Annotated in this window: 15 protein-coding genes; 5 read left to right on the forward strand and 10 right to left on the reverse strand. The window is 65.2% G+C overall.

The features are described from left to right. Positions 1 to 117: 117 nt before the first annotated feature. From fabG to ACOABP_RS03560, 6 genes are all read right to left on the reverse strand, one after another. Positions 118 to 867 (reverse strand): 3-oxoacyl-ACP reductase FabG, encoded by a 750-nt coding sequence (gene fabG, locus ACOABP_RS03535; RefSeq protein ID WP_066730987.1) that lies wholly within the window; start codon positions 865 to 867, stop codon positions 118 to 120. 20 nt (positions 868 to 887) lie between these two features. Further along, positions 888 to 1823 (reverse strand): ACP S-malonyltransferase, encoded by a 936-nt coding sequence (gene fabD, locus ACOABP_RS03540; RefSeq protein WP_474226993.1) that lies wholly within the window; start codon positions 1821 to 1823, stop codon positions 888 to 890. Between the two features lie 75 nt (positions 1824 to 1898). Then, positions 1899 to 2879 (reverse strand): beta-ketoacyl-ACP synthase III, encoded by a 981-nt coding sequence (locus ACOABP_RS03545; protein ID WP_474226994.1) that lies wholly within the window; start codon positions 2877 to 2879, stop codon positions 1899 to 1901. 91 nt (positions 2880 to 2970) lie between these two features. After that, positions 2971 to 4050, reverse strand: coding sequence for a phosphate acyltransferase PlsX (gene plsX, locus ACOABP_RS03550; protein WP_474226995.1), 1080 nt, complete (start codon positions 4048 to 4050; stop codon positions 2971 to 2973). 192 nt (positions 4051 to 4242) lie between these two features. Then, positions 4243 to 4422, reverse strand: a complete 180-nt coding sequence (gene rpmF / locus ACOABP_RS03555) for a 50S ribosomal protein L32 (RefSeq protein WP_008644820.1) — start codon at positions 4420 to 4422, stop codon at positions 4243 to 4245. Positions 4423 to 4543: 121 nt separating this feature from the next. Continuing rightward, entirely contained in the window at positions 4544 to 5161 is a 618-nt protein-coding gene (locus ACOABP_RS03560; protein ID WP_474226996.1) for a YceD family protein, read from the reverse strand. Positions 5162 to 5317: 156 nt separating this feature from the next. Here ACOABP_RS03560 and ACOABP_RS03565 point away from each other — a divergent pair, with 156 nt between their 5' ends. Continuing rightward, positions 5318 to 5917, forward strand: a complete 600-nt coding sequence (locus ACOABP_RS03565) for a Maf-like protein (RefSeq protein ID WP_474226997.1) — start codon at positions 5318 to 5320, stop codon at positions 5915 to 5917. A gap of 3 nt (positions 5918 to 5920) precedes the next feature. Beyond that, positions 5921 to 6652: an SAM-dependent methyltransferase gene (locus ACOABP_RS03570; protein WP_474226998.1), complete on the forward strand. Its 732-nt coding sequence runs from the start codon at positions 5921 to 5923 to the stop codon at positions 6650 to 6652. A gap of 102 nt (positions 6653 to 6754) precedes the next feature. On the opposite strand, the gene ACOABP_RS03575 is transcribed toward ACOABP_RS03570, so the two are convergent. From ACOABP_RS03575 to ACOABP_RS03590, 4 genes are all read right to left on the reverse strand, one after another. Continuing rightward, positions 6755 to 7921, reverse strand: a complete 1167-nt coding sequence (locus ACOABP_RS03575; protein WP_474226999.1) for a S49 family peptidase — start codon at positions 7919 to 7921, stop codon at positions 6755 to 6757. 39 nt (positions 7922 to 7960) lie between these two features. Then, positions 7961 to 8344, reverse strand: coding sequence for a Rieske (2Fe-2S) protein (locus tag ACOABP_RS03580; protein ID WP_474227000.1), 384 nt, complete (start codon positions 8342 to 8344; stop codon positions 7961 to 7963). Continuing rightward, positions 8337 to 8996 (reverse strand): HAD-IA family hydrolase, encoded by a 660-nt coding sequence (locus ACOABP_RS03585; RefSeq protein WP_066731002.1) that lies wholly within the window; start codon positions 8994 to 8996, stop codon positions 8337 to 8339. The genes ACOABP_RS03580 and ACOABP_RS03585 overlap by 8 nt, the downstream gene beginning before the upstream one ends. A gap of 61 nt (positions 8997 to 9057) precedes the next feature. Further along, positions 9058 to 10056 (reverse strand): RluA family pseudouridine synthase, encoded by a 999-nt coding sequence (locus tag ACOABP_RS03590; protein WP_474227001.1) that lies wholly within the window; start codon positions 10054 to 10056, stop codon positions 9058 to 9060. 991 nt (positions 10057 to 11047) lie between these two features. Between ACOABP_RS03590 and ACOABP_RS03595 the strand changes: the two genes are divergently transcribed. The 3 genes from ACOABP_RS03595 (at position 11048) to mobA (ending at position 16136) form a co-directional block, all read left to right on the forward strand. Further along, a complete protein-coding gene (locus ACOABP_RS03595) occupies positions 11048 to 14149 on the forward strand; it encodes an Rne/Rng family ribonuclease (protein ID WP_474227002.1) in 3102 nt (1033 codons plus the stop codon). Positions 14150 to 14400: 251 nt separating this feature from the next. Further along, a complete protein-coding gene (moaA, locus tag ACOABP_RS03600) occupies positions 14401 to 15525 on the forward strand; it encodes a GTP 3',8-cyclase MoaA (protein WP_474227003.1) in 1125 nt (374 codons plus the stop codon). Beyond that, positions 15525 to 16136, forward strand: a complete 612-nt coding sequence (gene mobA, locus ACOABP_RS03605) for a molybdenum cofactor guanylyltransferase MobA (RefSeq protein ID WP_474227004.1) — start codon at positions 15525 to 15527, stop codon at positions 16134 to 16136. The genes moaA and mobA overlap by 1 nt, the downstream gene beginning before the upstream one ends. The last annotated feature ends 39 nt before the right edge of the window (positions 16137 to 16175 follow it).

Genomic DNA, 16175 nt, shown 5'->3' on the forward strand with positions numbered 1-16175 from the left:
ACCACAAAAAATCCGCCTGCCAACCTTTGCAAGATTCGCGCCCGATTGGTTTCAAAAACTACTGCTTCAACCGGCTTCTTTCGGCTTCTCCCTCGAAACCGAAGCCGGTTTAAATCCTCAGTTCATGTACATGCCACCGTTCACGTGCAGCGTAGTGCCCGTGATGTAGGCGGCCTGCGGACCGGCCAGGAAAGCCACCGCGTTGGCGATGTCTTCCGGTTGGCCCAGACGGCCCAGAGGGATGCGCGTCTTGAGAGCAGCATGCTGCTCTTCCGACAGCACCTTCGTCATGTCCGTATCGATGAAACCCGGTGCCACGCAATTCACCGTCACATTGCGGCTGCCGATCTCGGCAGCCAGTGCACGGGTCATGCCTTCCACGCCGGCCTTGGCCGCCGCGTAGTTCATCTGACCCGGATTACCCGTCGAACCCACCACCGAAGTGATGTTGATGATGCGGCCACCGCGGGCCTTCATCATCGGGCGCAGCACGGCGCGCGCCAGGCGGAACACCGCCGTCAGGTTCGTGTCGATGACGGCCGTCCAGTCGTCGTCCTTCATGCGCATGGCCAGCTGGTCCTGCGTGATGCCGGCATTGTTCACCAGCACTGCCAGGCCACCGTGCGTCTTCACGATCTCGTCGATCACTGCGTCGCAGCGCGCGGCATCGTTCACGTTCAGCACCACGCCATTGCCCTTCAGCCCTTCGGCCGACAGGTATTCGCTGATGCCGGCTGCACCCGATTCGCTCGTGGCCGTACCGATCACGGTAGCGCCCTGGCGTGCGAGTTCCAGAGCGATCGCCCGGCCGATGCCGCGCGAGGCGCCCGTTACCAGCGCGACCTGATTTTCCAGAGTCTTGCTCATGTTACGTTCGTTCCTTGGTCTTATTTCAGCAGCGCCAGCGTTTCCTGCAGCGATGCCGGATCAAAGATTGCACCACCGACGAGGTTGCCGTCGATGCGCTTGGTCATGCCGGCCAGAACTTTGCCCGGGCCGCATTCGATCACATGCGTGACGCCTTCGGCAGCCATCTTCTGCACGCACTCGACCCAGCGCACCGGCGCGGCGGCCTGGCGCACCAGCGCGTCCTTGATCTGTGCCGGATCGCTGACGATAGCCACGTCGACGTTGTTCACCAGCGGAATGGCCGGGGCGGCGAACGCCAGGCCAGCCATGCGCTCGCGCAGGCGATCCGATGCGGGCTTGAGCAGCGACGAGTGGAACGGTGCCGAAACCGGCAGCGGCAGCGCGCGCTTGGCGCCCTTGGCCTTGGCGATTTCGCAGGCCTTTTCCACGGCGCCCTTGTGGCCGGCGATCACGACCTGCGCCGGGGCGTTGAAGTTTACGGCCTCCACCACGCCGGCACCAGCCGCCGCAGCTTCGGCGCACGCGGCGCGCACGTCGTCATCGGACAGGCCGAGGATGGCGGCCATGCCGCCCTCGCCCACCGGCACGGCTTCCTGCATGGCCTGGGCGCGGAAACGCACCAGCGGCACGGCTTCGGCGAACGGGATCACGCCCGCGGCCACCAGCGCCGAATATTCGCCAAGGCTGTGGCCGGCCACCAGGGCCGGGGCCGGACCGCCGGCATCGAGCCAGGCACGGTACACGGCAACCGCAGCCGTCAACATCACGGGTTGCGTGTTGGTCGTCAGGTTCAGGTCTTCCGCAGGGCCTTCGGCGATCAGCTTGCCGATGTCCTGGCCCAGCGCCGTCGAGGCTTCCTCGAGCGTCGCACGCACTACGGGGTTGTCGGCAAACGCGTTCAGCATGCCAACCGACTGCGAACCCTGTCCGGGAAAAACGAATGCGAATTTCATCGGAAATCCAGTCTAGCTATACAACGTTTCGTTTCGAACGGTGCAGCACGCTCGGGCGCGCGCACCGGCCGCATATTACATGCGCAGCAGCACCGCACCCCAGGTGAAGCCACCGCCAACGCCTTCCATCAGCACGGTCTGGCCCGGCTTGATGCGGCCATCGCGCACGGCGACGTCCAGCGCCAGCGGAATCGATGCGGCAGACGTGTTGCCATGTTCGTGCACCGTGGCCACCATGCGCTCGCCCGGCAGGCCCAGCTTCTTGGCCGTGCCCTGCATGATGCGGATATTGGCCTGGTGCGGAATCAGCCAGTCGATCTCGTCGGCCTGCATTTCGGCTGCCGCGATCGCCTCGCGCGCCACCTTGTCCAGCACGGTCACGGCCAGCTTGAACACGGCCTGGCCGTCCATGTGCAGGAAGGCATTGCCGGTGATGGCACCGCCCGACACATTGCCCGGCACGCAGAGGATGTCCACGTGGTTGCCGTCCGAATGCATGGCCGACGACAGGATGCCCGGCTCGTCAGAGGCGCTCAGCACCACGGCGCCCGCGCCATCGCCAAACAGCACGCAGGTGGTGCGGTCGTTGAAATCGAGGATGCGCGAGAACACTTCGGACCCGATCACGAGCACGTTCTTGTGCGAGCCACTGCGGATGAACTTGTCAGCCGTCGCCATCGCATAGACGAAGCCCGAGCACACCGCCTGCAAGTCGAACGCTGCGCAGTTGTTGGTGATGCCGAGCTTCCGCTGCACCAGGCAGGCGGTGCTCGGAAACACGAAGTCGGGGGTCGACGTGGCGACGATGATCAGGTCGATGTCCTGGCGGTCGATGCCCGCGGCGGCAATCGCCTGCTCAGCGGCCTTGACGGCCAGGTCGCTCGACGTAACGTCGGCCTCGGCCCAGTGGCGCGCCGAAATGCCGCTGCGCGAGACGATCCACTCGTCGCTGGTCTCGATACCCTTTTCGGCAAGCTGCACGGCGAGGTCGTGATTCGTGACGCGCCGCGGGGGCAGGTAGCTCCCCGTACCGATGATTTTTGCGTACTTGGTCATGAGTGTGTCGGATCGTGGTGCTCACCGGTCCGCCCGGGCCAGGGCCATCGGGCGGAACGTCCGGCCACCCGCCCGTGACGGGCGCGCGGCCTCAGGCGGCACGGGTATCGGAATGTGGGTCCGGTGTGTCTGTCTCCGGGCCGCCCGTCGCGGCGCCAGGGGCACCGGACTTGTTGGCAAAGGCCTTGGCAATGCGCTCGATGACGCCATTTCTGGCCGCATCATACCCGCGTTTTATCGCCCACTCAAAAGAATGGGCATCGGCGGAACCGTGGCTCTTGATCACCAGCCCGCGCAGCCCCAGCAGCGATGCACCATTGTAGCGGGCGGGATCCAGCCGCCGCGCCAGGCGCGACAGTACCGGCATCGCCACGGCGGCCAGCAGCTTGGTAAACCAGGAGCGCGTGAACTCTTCCTTGATCATGCTGCCGATCATCTTCGCCAGGCCTTCGGTGCTCTTGAGCGCCACATTGCCGACGAAGCCGTCGCAGACAACGATGTCGGTCGTGCCCTTGAAGATGTCGTTGCCTTCCACGTTGCCGTAGAAGTTGAGCTCGGAAGCGCGCAGCAGCTCGCCGGCGGCCTTGACCACCTCGTTGCCCTTAATCACTTCCTCGCCGATATTGAGCAGGCCCACCGTCGGGTGGTCCTTGTGATCCACCACCGCAACCATGGCTTCGGCCATGCGCGCGAACTGCAGCAGGTGCTCCGGCTCGCAGTCGGCGTTGGCGCCAAGGTCGAGCACCGTGGTGCCCCAGCCCTGTTCGTTGGGAATCGTGGTGGCGATGGCCGGCCGCTCGATGCCTTCGAGCGTCTTCAGCACATAGCGTGAAACCGCCATCAGCGCGCCGGTATTGCCAGCGGAAATACAGGCGCCAGCCTTGCCTTCCTTGACTTGCGTCACGGCCACGCGCATCGAAGAGTCTTTCTTCTTGCGCAGCGCCACTTCCACCGGGTCATCCATGGTGATGACTTCGGTCGCGGGCACGATGGTCACGCGCGGATGATCGCTTGCATGCAGCTTCTTCAGCTGTGCGCCGATGGCGTCGGGCAGGCCGACGAGGATCATCTCGGCGTCGTCGTGACGGGAAAGAAAACTGATCGCTGCCGGCACTGTCACGGAGACTCCGTGATCACCGCCCATGCAGTCGATAGCGAGCTTGATCGTCATTGTTTCCTGATACGGAAAGCGCGCCGGCACCCGCCGCATCGGTTCGCGGGGACGCAACCAGCCGGACGCGCGGATACGCTGCCGTGCGGGCGACGAGCGCCCAACAAAAAAGCGGCAACGAGCTTGCCGCTTTCCTGTTTTACACCTGACAACGTGCGCGAGCGAGACACAGGGTCACGCCAGACGACCTGGTCAGTCGTTCTTGGTCTTGATGACCTTGCGACCACGGTAGTAGCCGTTCGGGCTGACATGGTGGCGCAGGTGGGTTTCGCCCGTGGTCGGCTCAACGGCCAGGGGTGCGACCGACAGATGGTCGTGCGAGCGGTGCATGCCGCGCTTGGACGGCGACTTCTTGTTCTGTTGAACAGCCATGATGACTCCTTCGAGAATTTTGCGATATTAACACACGCATCCTGCGCAAGGCGTAGCCGGGGCCCGGCTGGATGCTTGACCTGCTACCGTGAGACCTGCCACGGCCACGCTCAGCGCGGCGTCAGTGCTTGGTCTTCAGGCCGGCCAGCGCCGCGAAGGGCGAAGGCCGCTTTTCTTCCGCGGGTGGCGCCTCGGGCTCCACCTCGCCGTCTGCCCCGGTCACGAGCGACTCGTGTACCGTTGGGCAGACTTCATGCTTCGGTGCCGAAGGCAATGCCAGCAGCACTTCATCTTCAATCAGATCCAGCGTCGAAAACTTCTTCGAACCCACGATCACGTCGAGTTCGTCGTCATCCATCGACGCATCGTCGGCAGCCGCTTCGCTGGCCACCACTTCAAAACGCATTTCCGTCGCGATCGGCTCGGGATACACCCCAAGGCAGCGCTGGCAATCGAGCCAGACACGGCCGTTGACCGTCACGTCGACAAACAGGCGTTGCGATACGGCCGCGCCGGGCTCGGCCGCCTCCTCGCGGACAAAGCCGCTCAGGGTGTACGAGAACGCCTCGCCCTGGGCCGATGCTGGCGCATCGGCAGCCGTCTCGGCTAAGATGCGCGGCAAATCGCGCACTGGCACCTCTCCCGCCACATTGCCACCTTTGCGGCAGAAGGCGAAGAGATCGGTTTCACGCAGATCGAAGGCCACGGCGGACGCCGCTGGCTGGGTCGGCTGACTCATACAGACTGAATCGCAATAAATGCCTTGTTTGCCACACGTAGCAGGCAACGCATGTGCCTGTGCAGCTAAACGCGCGATTATACGTGGAATTTCCCGGAACGGTCAAAGTATACAAGCCGAAAACTGTTCCTCACCGCTTTCTGGCGCTATCTATATATGTCATCCGACTCCCGCCCTGCCCTGATCCTTGGGTCGAGCTCTCCTTACCGCCGCGATCTGCTGACGCGTCTGCAGATCCCGTTCGAGGTGGCAACGCCCGATATCGACGAAACGCCACTGCCCGGCGAGCGCCCCGACGCCACGGCACTGCGCCTGGCGCGACTGAAGGCCGAAGCCATCGCGGCGCGGCACCCTGGCGCACTGGTGATCGGGTCCGACCAGGTCTGCACGCTCGACGACATGCAGATCGGCAAACCCGGCACCCACGACAAGGCGCTGGCGCAGCTGCAGCTTATGCGTGGCCGAACCGTCACCTTTCATTCGGCCCTGTGCCTGCTCGACAGCCGTACCGGCGTGGCACAACTGGCTGACGTGCAGACACTGGTCACGTTCCGCAACCTGACCGATGCAGAGCTGGATGCCTATCTGCGCATCGAAACACCGTACGACTGCGCCGGCAGCGCCAAGGCAGAGGGCCTTGGCATCGCCCTGCTTTCGCGCGTGGAATCGGATGATCCCACGGCCCTGATCGGCCTGCCGCTGGTGGCGCTGACAGGAATGCTGCGCCAGGCCGGCTATCCGTTCTTTGGAGCCTGAACCATGGCTGGCACGCTTTTCCTGATTCCCAACACGCTCGGCAAGCGCGACGAGTTCGATCCGGTGATGGATGTGATTCCCGCCGGTGTGCAGCAGATTGCGGCGCGGCTTGATTATCTGGTGGCCGAGAACGCCAAGACGGCGCGCGCCTTTTTGAAGAAGCTTGGCGAGACCGCGCCCCTGACGCATGCCATCCAGCAGATCGAGATCCTCGAGCTGAACGTCAATACGAAGGCTGATGCGCTGGGCGCCCTGCTCGACCCCATCGCCGCCGGGCGTGACGGCGGCCTGCTTTCCGAAGCGGGCGTGCCGGCCGTGGCCGATCCGGGTGCCGACCTGGTGCGGCTGGCCCACTCGCGCGGCATCAAGGTGCGGCCGCTGGTCGGCCCCAGTTCGATCCTGCTGGCGGTCATGGGATCGGGCCTGAACGGCCAGAGCTTCGCGTTCAATGGCTACCTGCCGGTGGACGCAGACGAACGTGCGAAGAAGCTGCGCGACCTGGAGCAGCGGTCGCGCAAGGCGCAGCAAACGCAGGTGTGGATCGAGACGCCGTATCGCAATGGTGCGCTGCTCGACGCGTTGCGCCAGCATTGTTCGGGCACCACGCTGTTGTCGATCGCGGTGGACCTGACGCTGCCGTCGGAGACCATCGTCACACTGCCGATTTCGGCCTGGCGGCCGGATCGTCTGGAACTGCACAAGCGCCCGGCGATTTTTTCGCTGCTGGCGCAGTAGCTGGCAATCGCTACAGCTACTAGTTAACTAGCAAGCCACTGACAAGAACTGGTACCGCCCCGCCCCCTCCCGCCGGGAGAGGACGGAAAACCGCCAGATCCATCAGCGCACTGCCGGCGCCGACGCGTTCATCAGCATCATCTTCATCGCCGCGGAACCCATCGCCGCGCCAAACCGCTTGGCGACGCGCTCGGCAATGTTCTCCTTGACGGTGTAGTCGACGATATCTTCGGCCTTGAACAGGTCCCGCGCCACGTAGTCGGCGTTGCCCAGGCCATCGGCCAGACCCAGCTCCACCGCGCGCTCGCCTGACCAGAACAAGCCCGAGAAGAGATCCGGATCGCTCTTGAGGCGATCGCCCCGGCCTTCCTTGACCACGTCGATGAATTGCTGGTGGATCTGCTTGAGCATCGACTCCGCGAACGCCTTCTGGCGCGGCACCTCGGGCGAGAACGGATCGAGCATGCCCTTGTTGGCGCCAGACGTGTAAAGCCGGCGCTGGACGCCCAGCTTGTCCATCAGGCCGGTGAAGCCGAAACCATCCATCAGCACGCCGATCGAGCCGACGATACTGGCCTTGTCGACATAGATCTTGTCGGCTGCCGCGGCCACGTAATAGCCGCCCGACGCGCAGATTTCCTCCACCACCACGTAGAACGGCTTGTCCGGATAGAGCTTGCGCAGGCGATGGATCTCGTCGTTGATGATGCCGGCCTGCACCGGCGACCCGCCAGGCGAGTTGATCTTCAGGATCACGCCCGCTGCCGTGGCGTCGGCAAACGCGGCCTGCAGCGATGCATTGATCGATTCGGCGCTGGCCGGCGTGCCGGCGGCGATCTCTCCTTCCAGCGTAACCATGGCCGTATGGCGACCGCTGGTGCTGGTCAGGCTGTCACCCTTGAAATCGATAACCGCGAACAGGATCAGCGCCAGGATGCCCAGCCCCACCAGCCGGAAGAAGATCTTCCAGCGCCGGGCCGAGCGTTGCTCGCGCAGGCTGGCCATCAGCACCTTTTCCAGCACATCGCGCTCCCAGCCGCCACTGGCGCTGGCGCCACCGACCGGCGCGGCGGCCTGGCCGGCCATGCGCGCCCGGCGCTCGTCGGCCTCGCGCCGTGCGGCATCGTCGCCGGCCTTCAGTTCGCGTTCGAGCGGATAGTCCGCATGCTGCGCCGTTTCCAGCGTCTCGCTGCCGGGGGTGTGCTCGTCGGGACGCTGCTCAGGTTGACCCGTTTGTTCGGATGATGGCGGTTTTTGCTGTTCTGTCATGCAGATGGACTCAAGCGTCAAACGAAGACCCGGCTCCGCTCAGCTGGCGTCGGGCGCAAAAAAAGGGGCTTCGGGCTGCCAGAAGACAGCTCCTTCGCGTTCCTCGATACGGAGCTTGGCCAGCGCGGCGCCCCGGCAAGGGCCGCCTACGCACAGGCCGGTGTCTGGCGCGTAGGTCGCGCCATGTGTCGCACACATCAAGTATAGGCCTGCACTATCGAAAAACTGTCCTTCCTGCCAGTCGAGCTCCATGGGCACATGAGCGCACTGGTTCAGGTAGCCGTACGCAACGCCGTCGTAGCGGATCGCAAACGCGCCAATATCGCGCGAAGCCATGCGGACGGTGAAGCGCACGCCAGCACCGCCATCGACCAGATCGACCGCCGAGCACAGACGGCGTGGCGTCAGGCTGTCATCAGGCATGGTCGAGCAGCCACTGCTGCAGATCGGCAATCGACGTGGCGCAATGTACCGGCGACATGGCGCGCAGCGAATCCGCCGGATGTGCTCCGTAACACACACCCAGACCCTGCGCCCCGGCGTTGATCGCCATCTGCAGATCGTGCGTGGTGTCGCCGATCATGACCGTGCGCTCGATGTCCTGACCCAGTTCACGTGTCAGTTCATGCAGCATGGCCGGATGCGGCTTCGAGAATGTCTCGTCCGCGCAACGTGTGGCGTCGAACAGCTTGCCCAGGCCGGTGCTTGCGAGCGCACGCTCCAGACCCACGCGGGTCTTGCCAGTCGCCACGCCCAGGAAATAGTGCTCGGTGTGCAGGGCCTCGAGCATTTCGCGCACGCCGGGAAACAGCACCAGGTCGGCGTCGCGGGTCAGGAAGTGATAGCGATAGCGCTCAGCCAGACGCGGGTAGTCGGCCGGATCGAGCGTCGGCACGGCGTAGGACAGCGCGTCCTTGAGTCCCAGCCCGATCACGTGGCTGGCGGCGCTGTCGTCGGGCACTGGCAAACCCAGGTCGCGGCTGGCCAGCTGAATGCATTTGGCGATGGTGGGCGTGGAATCCATCAGGGTTCCATCCCAGTCGAAGACGATCAGGTCGAAGCGCTGCCTGCCCATTGCGGTCCTTGGTCGATGCGGAAAGTGTTGCAGATATGGATTGCGGCGCGTGCGCCATTCCTCACGAAGCAGCGCCGATAGGAGTCAATTGTTGCAAAAAATCGACACATTCGGGAGGCAGCGGCGCCGATACCGTGATCGGGTCGCCGGTATTCGGATGGATGAACGTCAGCTTGTGGGCGTGCAGGAACATCCGTTTCATGCCTGGCTTTGCGCCACTGCGGGAAAGCGCCTTGTTGAGCGCAAAATCACCGTACTTCTCGTCGCCGACGATCGGGAAGCCGGTCGACTGCAGATGCACGCGGATCTGGTGCGTGCGGCCGGTCTTGAGCTCCGCTTCCAGCAGCGTGAAACCCTCGAACGCCTTTACGCGATTGAAGATCGTGTGCGACGCCAGCCCGTCAGCCTGCACGCGCACACGCCGCTCGCCGTCCGGCGTGCTGTATTTATATAGAGGCAGCTTCACGTGCTGGCGCGCGTTGGGGAATTCGCCGGCCACGCAGGCGAAGTAGCGCTTGTCCATGTCGCTGCCGCGAATCTGCTCGTGCAGGTGCACCAGCGCCGAGCGCTTCTTCGCCAGCACCAGGATGCCCGAGGTTTCGCGATCCAGCCGGTGCACCAGCTCCAGGAACTTGGCCTCCGGCCGCGCCCGGCGCAGTTGCTCGATCACGCCGAACGCCACGCCCGACCCGCCATGCACGGCCACGCCGGCCGGCTTGTCGATGACCAGCAGATGGGTGTCTTCAAACAGGATGGGGAACTCGCCGGCCGGCACGAAAGTGCCTTCCGCTGCCTTTTCGGCCACGCGCATCGGTGGTATCCGTACGACATCGCCCAGCTTCAGCCGGTAAGTTGCGTCGATCCGGCCCTTGTTCACACGAACTTCGCCCGAGCGCAGCACCCGGTAGATGTGGCTCTTGGGCACCCCCTTGGCAACCTTCAGCAGGAAGTTGTCGATGCGCTGCCCTTCGGCACTCTCGTCAATCGTGACATACGCCACCTGGAGGCCGCTCGCGCGGGAGCGCGGCTCCGTTTCAATTTGATGGCGTAACTCATTCATTTTCAATATAATTTCCCGGCCGTTCCCGGTCAAATACCGGAAATGTGCGACCTGTGTAAGCGATGTTTGGCGCGAACCCCAACCGGAATGCCTGCCATTTTTGCGGCAAACCGGAACGGAATATGCGGGGCATCCAGGCAGTTGTCTTGGGTAGTCCCACCAGTATCCGCGCGAGATATCGCATTTTACACTTCGGGTTGCCGCCAGCCCGGCCCGTCTCCCGCATGTTGCGTACCCCGCAAGCGCCAGACAGGCAAATGGTGGCAATCAGCAGCACGCACGCGCCGCGCCGGCGCGCAGGAAGTCGCCCAGAGGCGGCTTCGGCAACCAGCCGGCCGACACGTGGAAACAGAGTGTTCAGGTAGAAAAGAATTCAATGCGGGTGCCAGCGAAAGGGCATCCGCATCGGTGAGAGAAGACCGCCCGCACCGGGAACCGGTGCCGGCCCGGCAGGTGACACCCTGCCAACCGACCTGCAGTACCCGCCGCGACTTGCCGGTGGTCGTCGTAGTTCGACGATCCGGCAGCGGCGCCCGAGCGCAGAACGCGAAGAACCAGCGGCGCGCCCGCCAGCGGACAGGTCGGTTTGGCAATGGCATGCAACTGCTGTGTCCGGATGACTTGCTCTTTGACGCGTCCTGGCCATCCCGGCCCGGCTGCGATGGGCAGCGTTGCCCGTGCCGATGGCACGGCCGACATGCCGCCCTCGCCCCCGGCCCGCCGGCATCCGCCAGATATCGCTGCATCAGGAGCAAGGCCCATTTGCCCTCTCCCGACCCAGCAGCGGATCGCCCGCAGGCTTTTTGCGGATGACGGGACGCCGACACCCTCTCCTTTCACCCGCGCCCAGCCGGCCGCATAGCAGAACGCGCCGGCAACTCCGGCAATTCTCCCGCCCTCGCTCTCTTTCCTCGCGTGCTCCCTGGACCGTCGCGGGCATGACCCACTCATGACCCATTGGGCTCCCGCGACACTGGAGTGAGGTATTGCGATGAAACGCATGCTGTTTAACGCGACGCAACAGGAGGAGTTGCGCGTCGCGATCGTCGATGGACAGAAACTGATCGACATCGACATCGAAACTGCCGGGCGCGAACAGCGCAAGGGCAACATCTACAAGGGTGTCATTACCCGTATCGAACCGTCGCTGGAAGCCTGCTTCGTCAATTACGGCGAAGAGCGCCACGGCTTCCTGCCGTTCAAGGAAGTGGCCCGGGCCTTCTTCAAGGACGGCGTGGACGTGCGCAACGCGCGCATCCAGGACGCCCTGCATGAAGGCCAGGAACTGATCGTCCAGGTGGAAAAGGAAGAGCGTGGCAACAAGGGCGCCGCCCTGACCACGTTCATCTCGCTGGCCGGCCGTTACCTGGTTCTGATGCCGAACAACCCGCGTGGCGGTGGCGTGTCGCGCCGCATCGAGGGCGAAGACCGCCAGGAACTGCGCGAGACGATGGCGCAGCTGCAGGTGCCGGAAGGCATGAGCATCATCGCCCGCACCGCCGGTATCGGCCGTGCGGCCGAGGAACTGCAGTGGGACCTGAACTACCTGCTGCAGCTGTGGAAGGCCATCGACGGCGCCGCCGGCGACAACAAGGCCCCGCTGCTGATCTATCTGGAATCGAGCCTGGTAATCCGCGCCATCCGCGATTACTTCCAGCCCGATATCGGCGAGATCCTGATCGATACCGACGAGATCTACGAGCAGGGCCGCGCTTTCATGAGCGTGGTGATGCCCGACAACATGAGTCGCGTGAAGAAGTACCGCGACGATGTGCCGCTGTTCTCGCGTTTCCAGATCGAGCACCAGATCGAATCGGCGTACTCGCGCATGGTGATGCTGCCTTCCGGCGGTGCCATCGTGATCGACCATACCGAAGCCCTCGTGTCGGTTGACGTGAACTCGGCCCGCGCCACCAAGGGTGCGGACATCGAGGAAACCGCGCTGCGCACGAACCTGGAAGCCGCCGACGAGATCGCCCGCCAGCTGCGCCTGCGCGACCTGGGTGGCCTGATCGTGATCGACTTCATCGACATGGAGTCCGGCAAGGCCCAGAAGGACGTGGAAACGCGCCTGAAGGACGCGCTGCGCCACGACCGCGCCCGCGTGCAGATGGGCAAGATCAGCCGCTTCGGCCTGATGGAGCTGTCGCGCCAGCGCCTGCGTCCGTCGCTGTCGGAAGGCTCGCACATCACCTGCCCGCGCTGCAATGGAACAGGTCATATCCGCGATACCGAATCGTCCGCCCTGCAGGTGCTGCGCATCATCCAGGAAGAGGCGATGAAGGAAAACACGGCCGCCATCCACTGCCAGGTGCCGGTGGAAGTGGCCGCTTTCCTGCTGAACGAGAAGCGTCAGGACATCAACCTGATCGAACTGCGCTTCAAGGTCAATGTGCTGCTGATCCCGAACAAGCATCTGGAAACGCCGCACTACAAGCTGGAACGTCTGCGTCACGACGACCCGCGCCTGGAAGACTCGACCGCCAGCTACCGCATGGCCGAGGCCGCCGCGAAGGAACTGGAAGCCGACACCAGCTACAGCAGCCGCAAGAAGGAAGACGCGCGTCCGCGCCAGGAAGCGGCCGTCAAGGGTATTACGCCCGACGCGCCCGCCCCGGTATCGGTGCCGCGTGCCGAGCGCGCGCCGAAGCCGGACGCCGCCCCGGCCGCCCGCCCCACGCCGGCCACCCAGCCGGTGGCAAGCGGCGGTTTCATCGCCTGGCTGAAGGGCCTGTTCGGCGCCAAGCCGGCACCGGCACCCGTGGCCGAGCCGGCCAAGCCGGCCGCTGAAACGCAGGCTCGCGGCGACCGCCAGGGTCGTGGCGAGCGCGGCCAGCGTGGTGAACGTGGCGAGCGTGGCGAAGGCCGCCAGGGCCGTGGCGAGCGCGGCGAACGTGGCGAACGTCAGGGTCGTGGCCAGCGCGGCGAGCGCACGGAACGTGCCGAGCGCGGCGAACGCGCGGAGGCGCAACGTGGCGAAGCACGCGAGCAACGCGAACCGCGTGAACAGCGCGAACCGCGTGGCGACCGTCAGCCGCGTGGCGACCGTCAGCCGCGCGAAGCACAGCAAGCCACCCCGGCGATTGCCCAGGGCGAGCGCACCGAAGCCCGCCGTGAACGCAATCAGGAACGCCGCGAGCGTCAACGCGAACGCCAACGCGAGCGCGCCGAGGCCCGTGAGACCGACGAACCGCTGAACGCCGAAGGCACGGCACCGCAGTCGGCATTCGAGGCAGCCCAGGCTGCACCGGCCGTCGTCGCCGCCGTGGATGTGCCGGAAGGCGCACTGGGCGAAGAAGGCGCAACGACGGAAGCCGGTGAAGGCGAAGAGCGCCGCCGCCGCAATCGTCGTGGTCGCAACCGCTACCGCCGCGAGCGCGAGGACGGCACCGGCCTCGAAGTCAACGAAGGCAACCTGGCCGAAGTCAGCGCCGGCGTGACCGAATCGGAAGAAGAATCGGCTTCGGCAGCGGCCGAGGTGGCTCCGGTGGCCCAGCAGGCCGCCGAACAGGCCGCCCCGGCACTGGTGGCGCAGGCTCCCGTGACCGCCACTCCGGTGGAAGCCGTGGCAGCCGCCCCGGTGGCATCGGTGGAGCACGTCGAGCCCGTCACGCCGGCCCCGGCCGCTGAACCGGTCTTTGCCGCCGTGGCCGAGCCGCAACCAGCGCCGGTCGTGACGCCCGCCCCGGCTTATCCGACGATCGAAACCGCAGCTGTCCAGGCTCCGGCCGTGGAAACACCGGCACCGGTCGCCACCGCCCCGGTGGTGCCCGAGCCCGTCGTCGTGACCCCGGAAGTGACCCCGGCACCGGTTCCCGCCGTGGAAGCCCCGGCACCGGTGGCTGTTGCACCTGTCGTGGCCGCCCCGGCTCCGGCAAGCACGAGCACCCCGGCACTGGAGTCGATGCTGTCGACCGCCGGCCTGGAGTGGGTACGCACCGATAGCGCCAAGCTCGCCGCTGCACAGGAAGCCGCCGCGCGCATCGCGCCGGCGCCGCGCGTCCCGCGCGAGCGCAAGCCGCTGCCGCCGCTGCCGGAAGGCCCGATGGTCCTGGTTGAAACGGGCGCCCAGCAACAGCAGCAGCAGCAATAAGGCGACACCTCGCCGCTGCACGCTGTGCAACAAGGAAGGGACGGCATCCGCCGTCCCTTTTTTCATTGGCGAAGCTGTGTCGCCAACGTGACTTGGCACAAACCCGCCAGCTGTACTGCTGCGCCCCGCCATAAACTGTGCTGCGGTCACGACAGTGTTGTGCGCGACGTGAAGCCGCCCTCGGCTAGAATGGCAGGCAGAACGGCCACCCGGGCGCCCTACGCACCGGTCAGCCGCGGCCCCACTCTGCCATGACCGATACTGTCATTCCGATTCTTGACCTGCGCGACCATCGATACCGTTCGATGGTGCCGAGCATTCCGTCGCGCCTGATGGCTCCGACCGGGCTCGTGGCCGACACCCGGGGCAGGCCGCTGCACGACCTGCGCATCTCCGTCACCGACCGCTGCAACTTCCGCTGCGTCTATTGCATGCCAAAGGAAGTGTTCGACAAGGACTACACGTTCCTGCCCCACTCCGAACTGCTGAGTTTCGAGGAAATCGAACGGGTGGCGCGGCTGTTCGTGGCCCAGGGCGTCGAGAAGATCCGGCTGACCGGCGGCGAACCGCTGCTGCGCAAGAACATCGAGCGCCTGGTGGAAATGCTGGCGCGCATCGAGACGGCATCCGGCAAGCCGCTGGACCTGACGCTGACCACCAACGCATCGCTGCTGGCGCGCAAGGCACAGTCGCTGCGCGATGCTGGCCTGAGCCGCGTGACGGTCAGCCTGGACGCCATCGACGACGTCACGTTCCGCAAGATGAACGACGTGGATTTCGCCGTGCGCGACGTGCTGCACGGCATCGAGGTTGCCCAGGCAGTGGGCCTGGCCCCGATCAAGGTCAATATGGTGGTCAAGCGCGGCACCAACGACCAGGAAATCGTGCCAATGGCACGTCACTTCCGCAACAGCGGCATCATCGTCCGCTTTATCGAATTCATGGATGTCGGCGCCAGCAACCACTGGCAGATGGACGAGGTGCTGTCGTCGGCCGATGTCGTGCGCCGTATCGACGAGGCATTCCCGCTGGAAGCCGTCCAGGCCAATTACTCGGGCGAGACCGCCGAGCGCTGGCGCTATCGCGATGGCGGCGGCGAAATCGGTGTGATTTCCAGCGTGACGCACGCCTTCTGTGGCGATTGCAGCCGGATCCGGCTGTCCACCGAAGGACGGCTCTACCTGTGCCTGTTTGCCACCGAAGGCTATGACCTGCGCGCGCTGCTACGGGGCGGGCACAGCGACCTGGAGGTCGGCAACGCCATCGCGCAGGTATGGCAGGCCCGCACCGACAACTATTCCGAGCAGCGCAGCGATCCCGCAGTACGCGCCGCACGCGCCGAAAGCAAGATCGAAATGTCGTATATCGGCGGCTGATGATTGCGCGCGACGACATCACGGGCCTGATCCTGGCCGGCGGCCGCGGCAGCCGGATGGGGGGCACCGACAAGGGGCTGCAGCCGTTCCGGGGCTCGCCGATGGTGCAGCACACGTTGCAGCGCCTGGCCCCGCAGACCGGCCCCCTGCTGATCAATGCCAACCGCAATCCCGAACGCTACGCCGCCTTTGGTGCACCGGTGATCGCCGACACCATCGCGGATTTCGCCGGACCGCTGGCGGGCATGCTGGCCGGGCTGGCACAGTGCCACACGCCGTGGCTGGTCACCGCCCCGTGCGACACCCCTTTCCTGCCGGCCGACCTGGTGGCCCGCCTGGCCCAGGGCATCGAGGACGAAGATGCCGACATCGCGGTGCCAGTAACCGTGGATGCCGACGGCCGCCGCCGCTTGCAACCTGTGTTCTGCCTGATGCCGGTCACGGCCGCTGCCGGGCTGCGGGCTTACGTGGATGCCGGCCATCGCAAGATCGAAAGCTGGGTCACATCCCAGCGGCTGGCGCAGGTCGAGTTCGAGGACGCCCGGGCGTTTGCAAACATCAACACCCTGGACGAACTCCGCGAACACGAAGCCGCCGGCCGATCCGGCTAGACTGTCACCCAAATCCCTTCACCGCCGACGCGCGCGCGT

It is taken from the genome of Cupriavidus sp. HE11, from assembly GCF_056097175.1.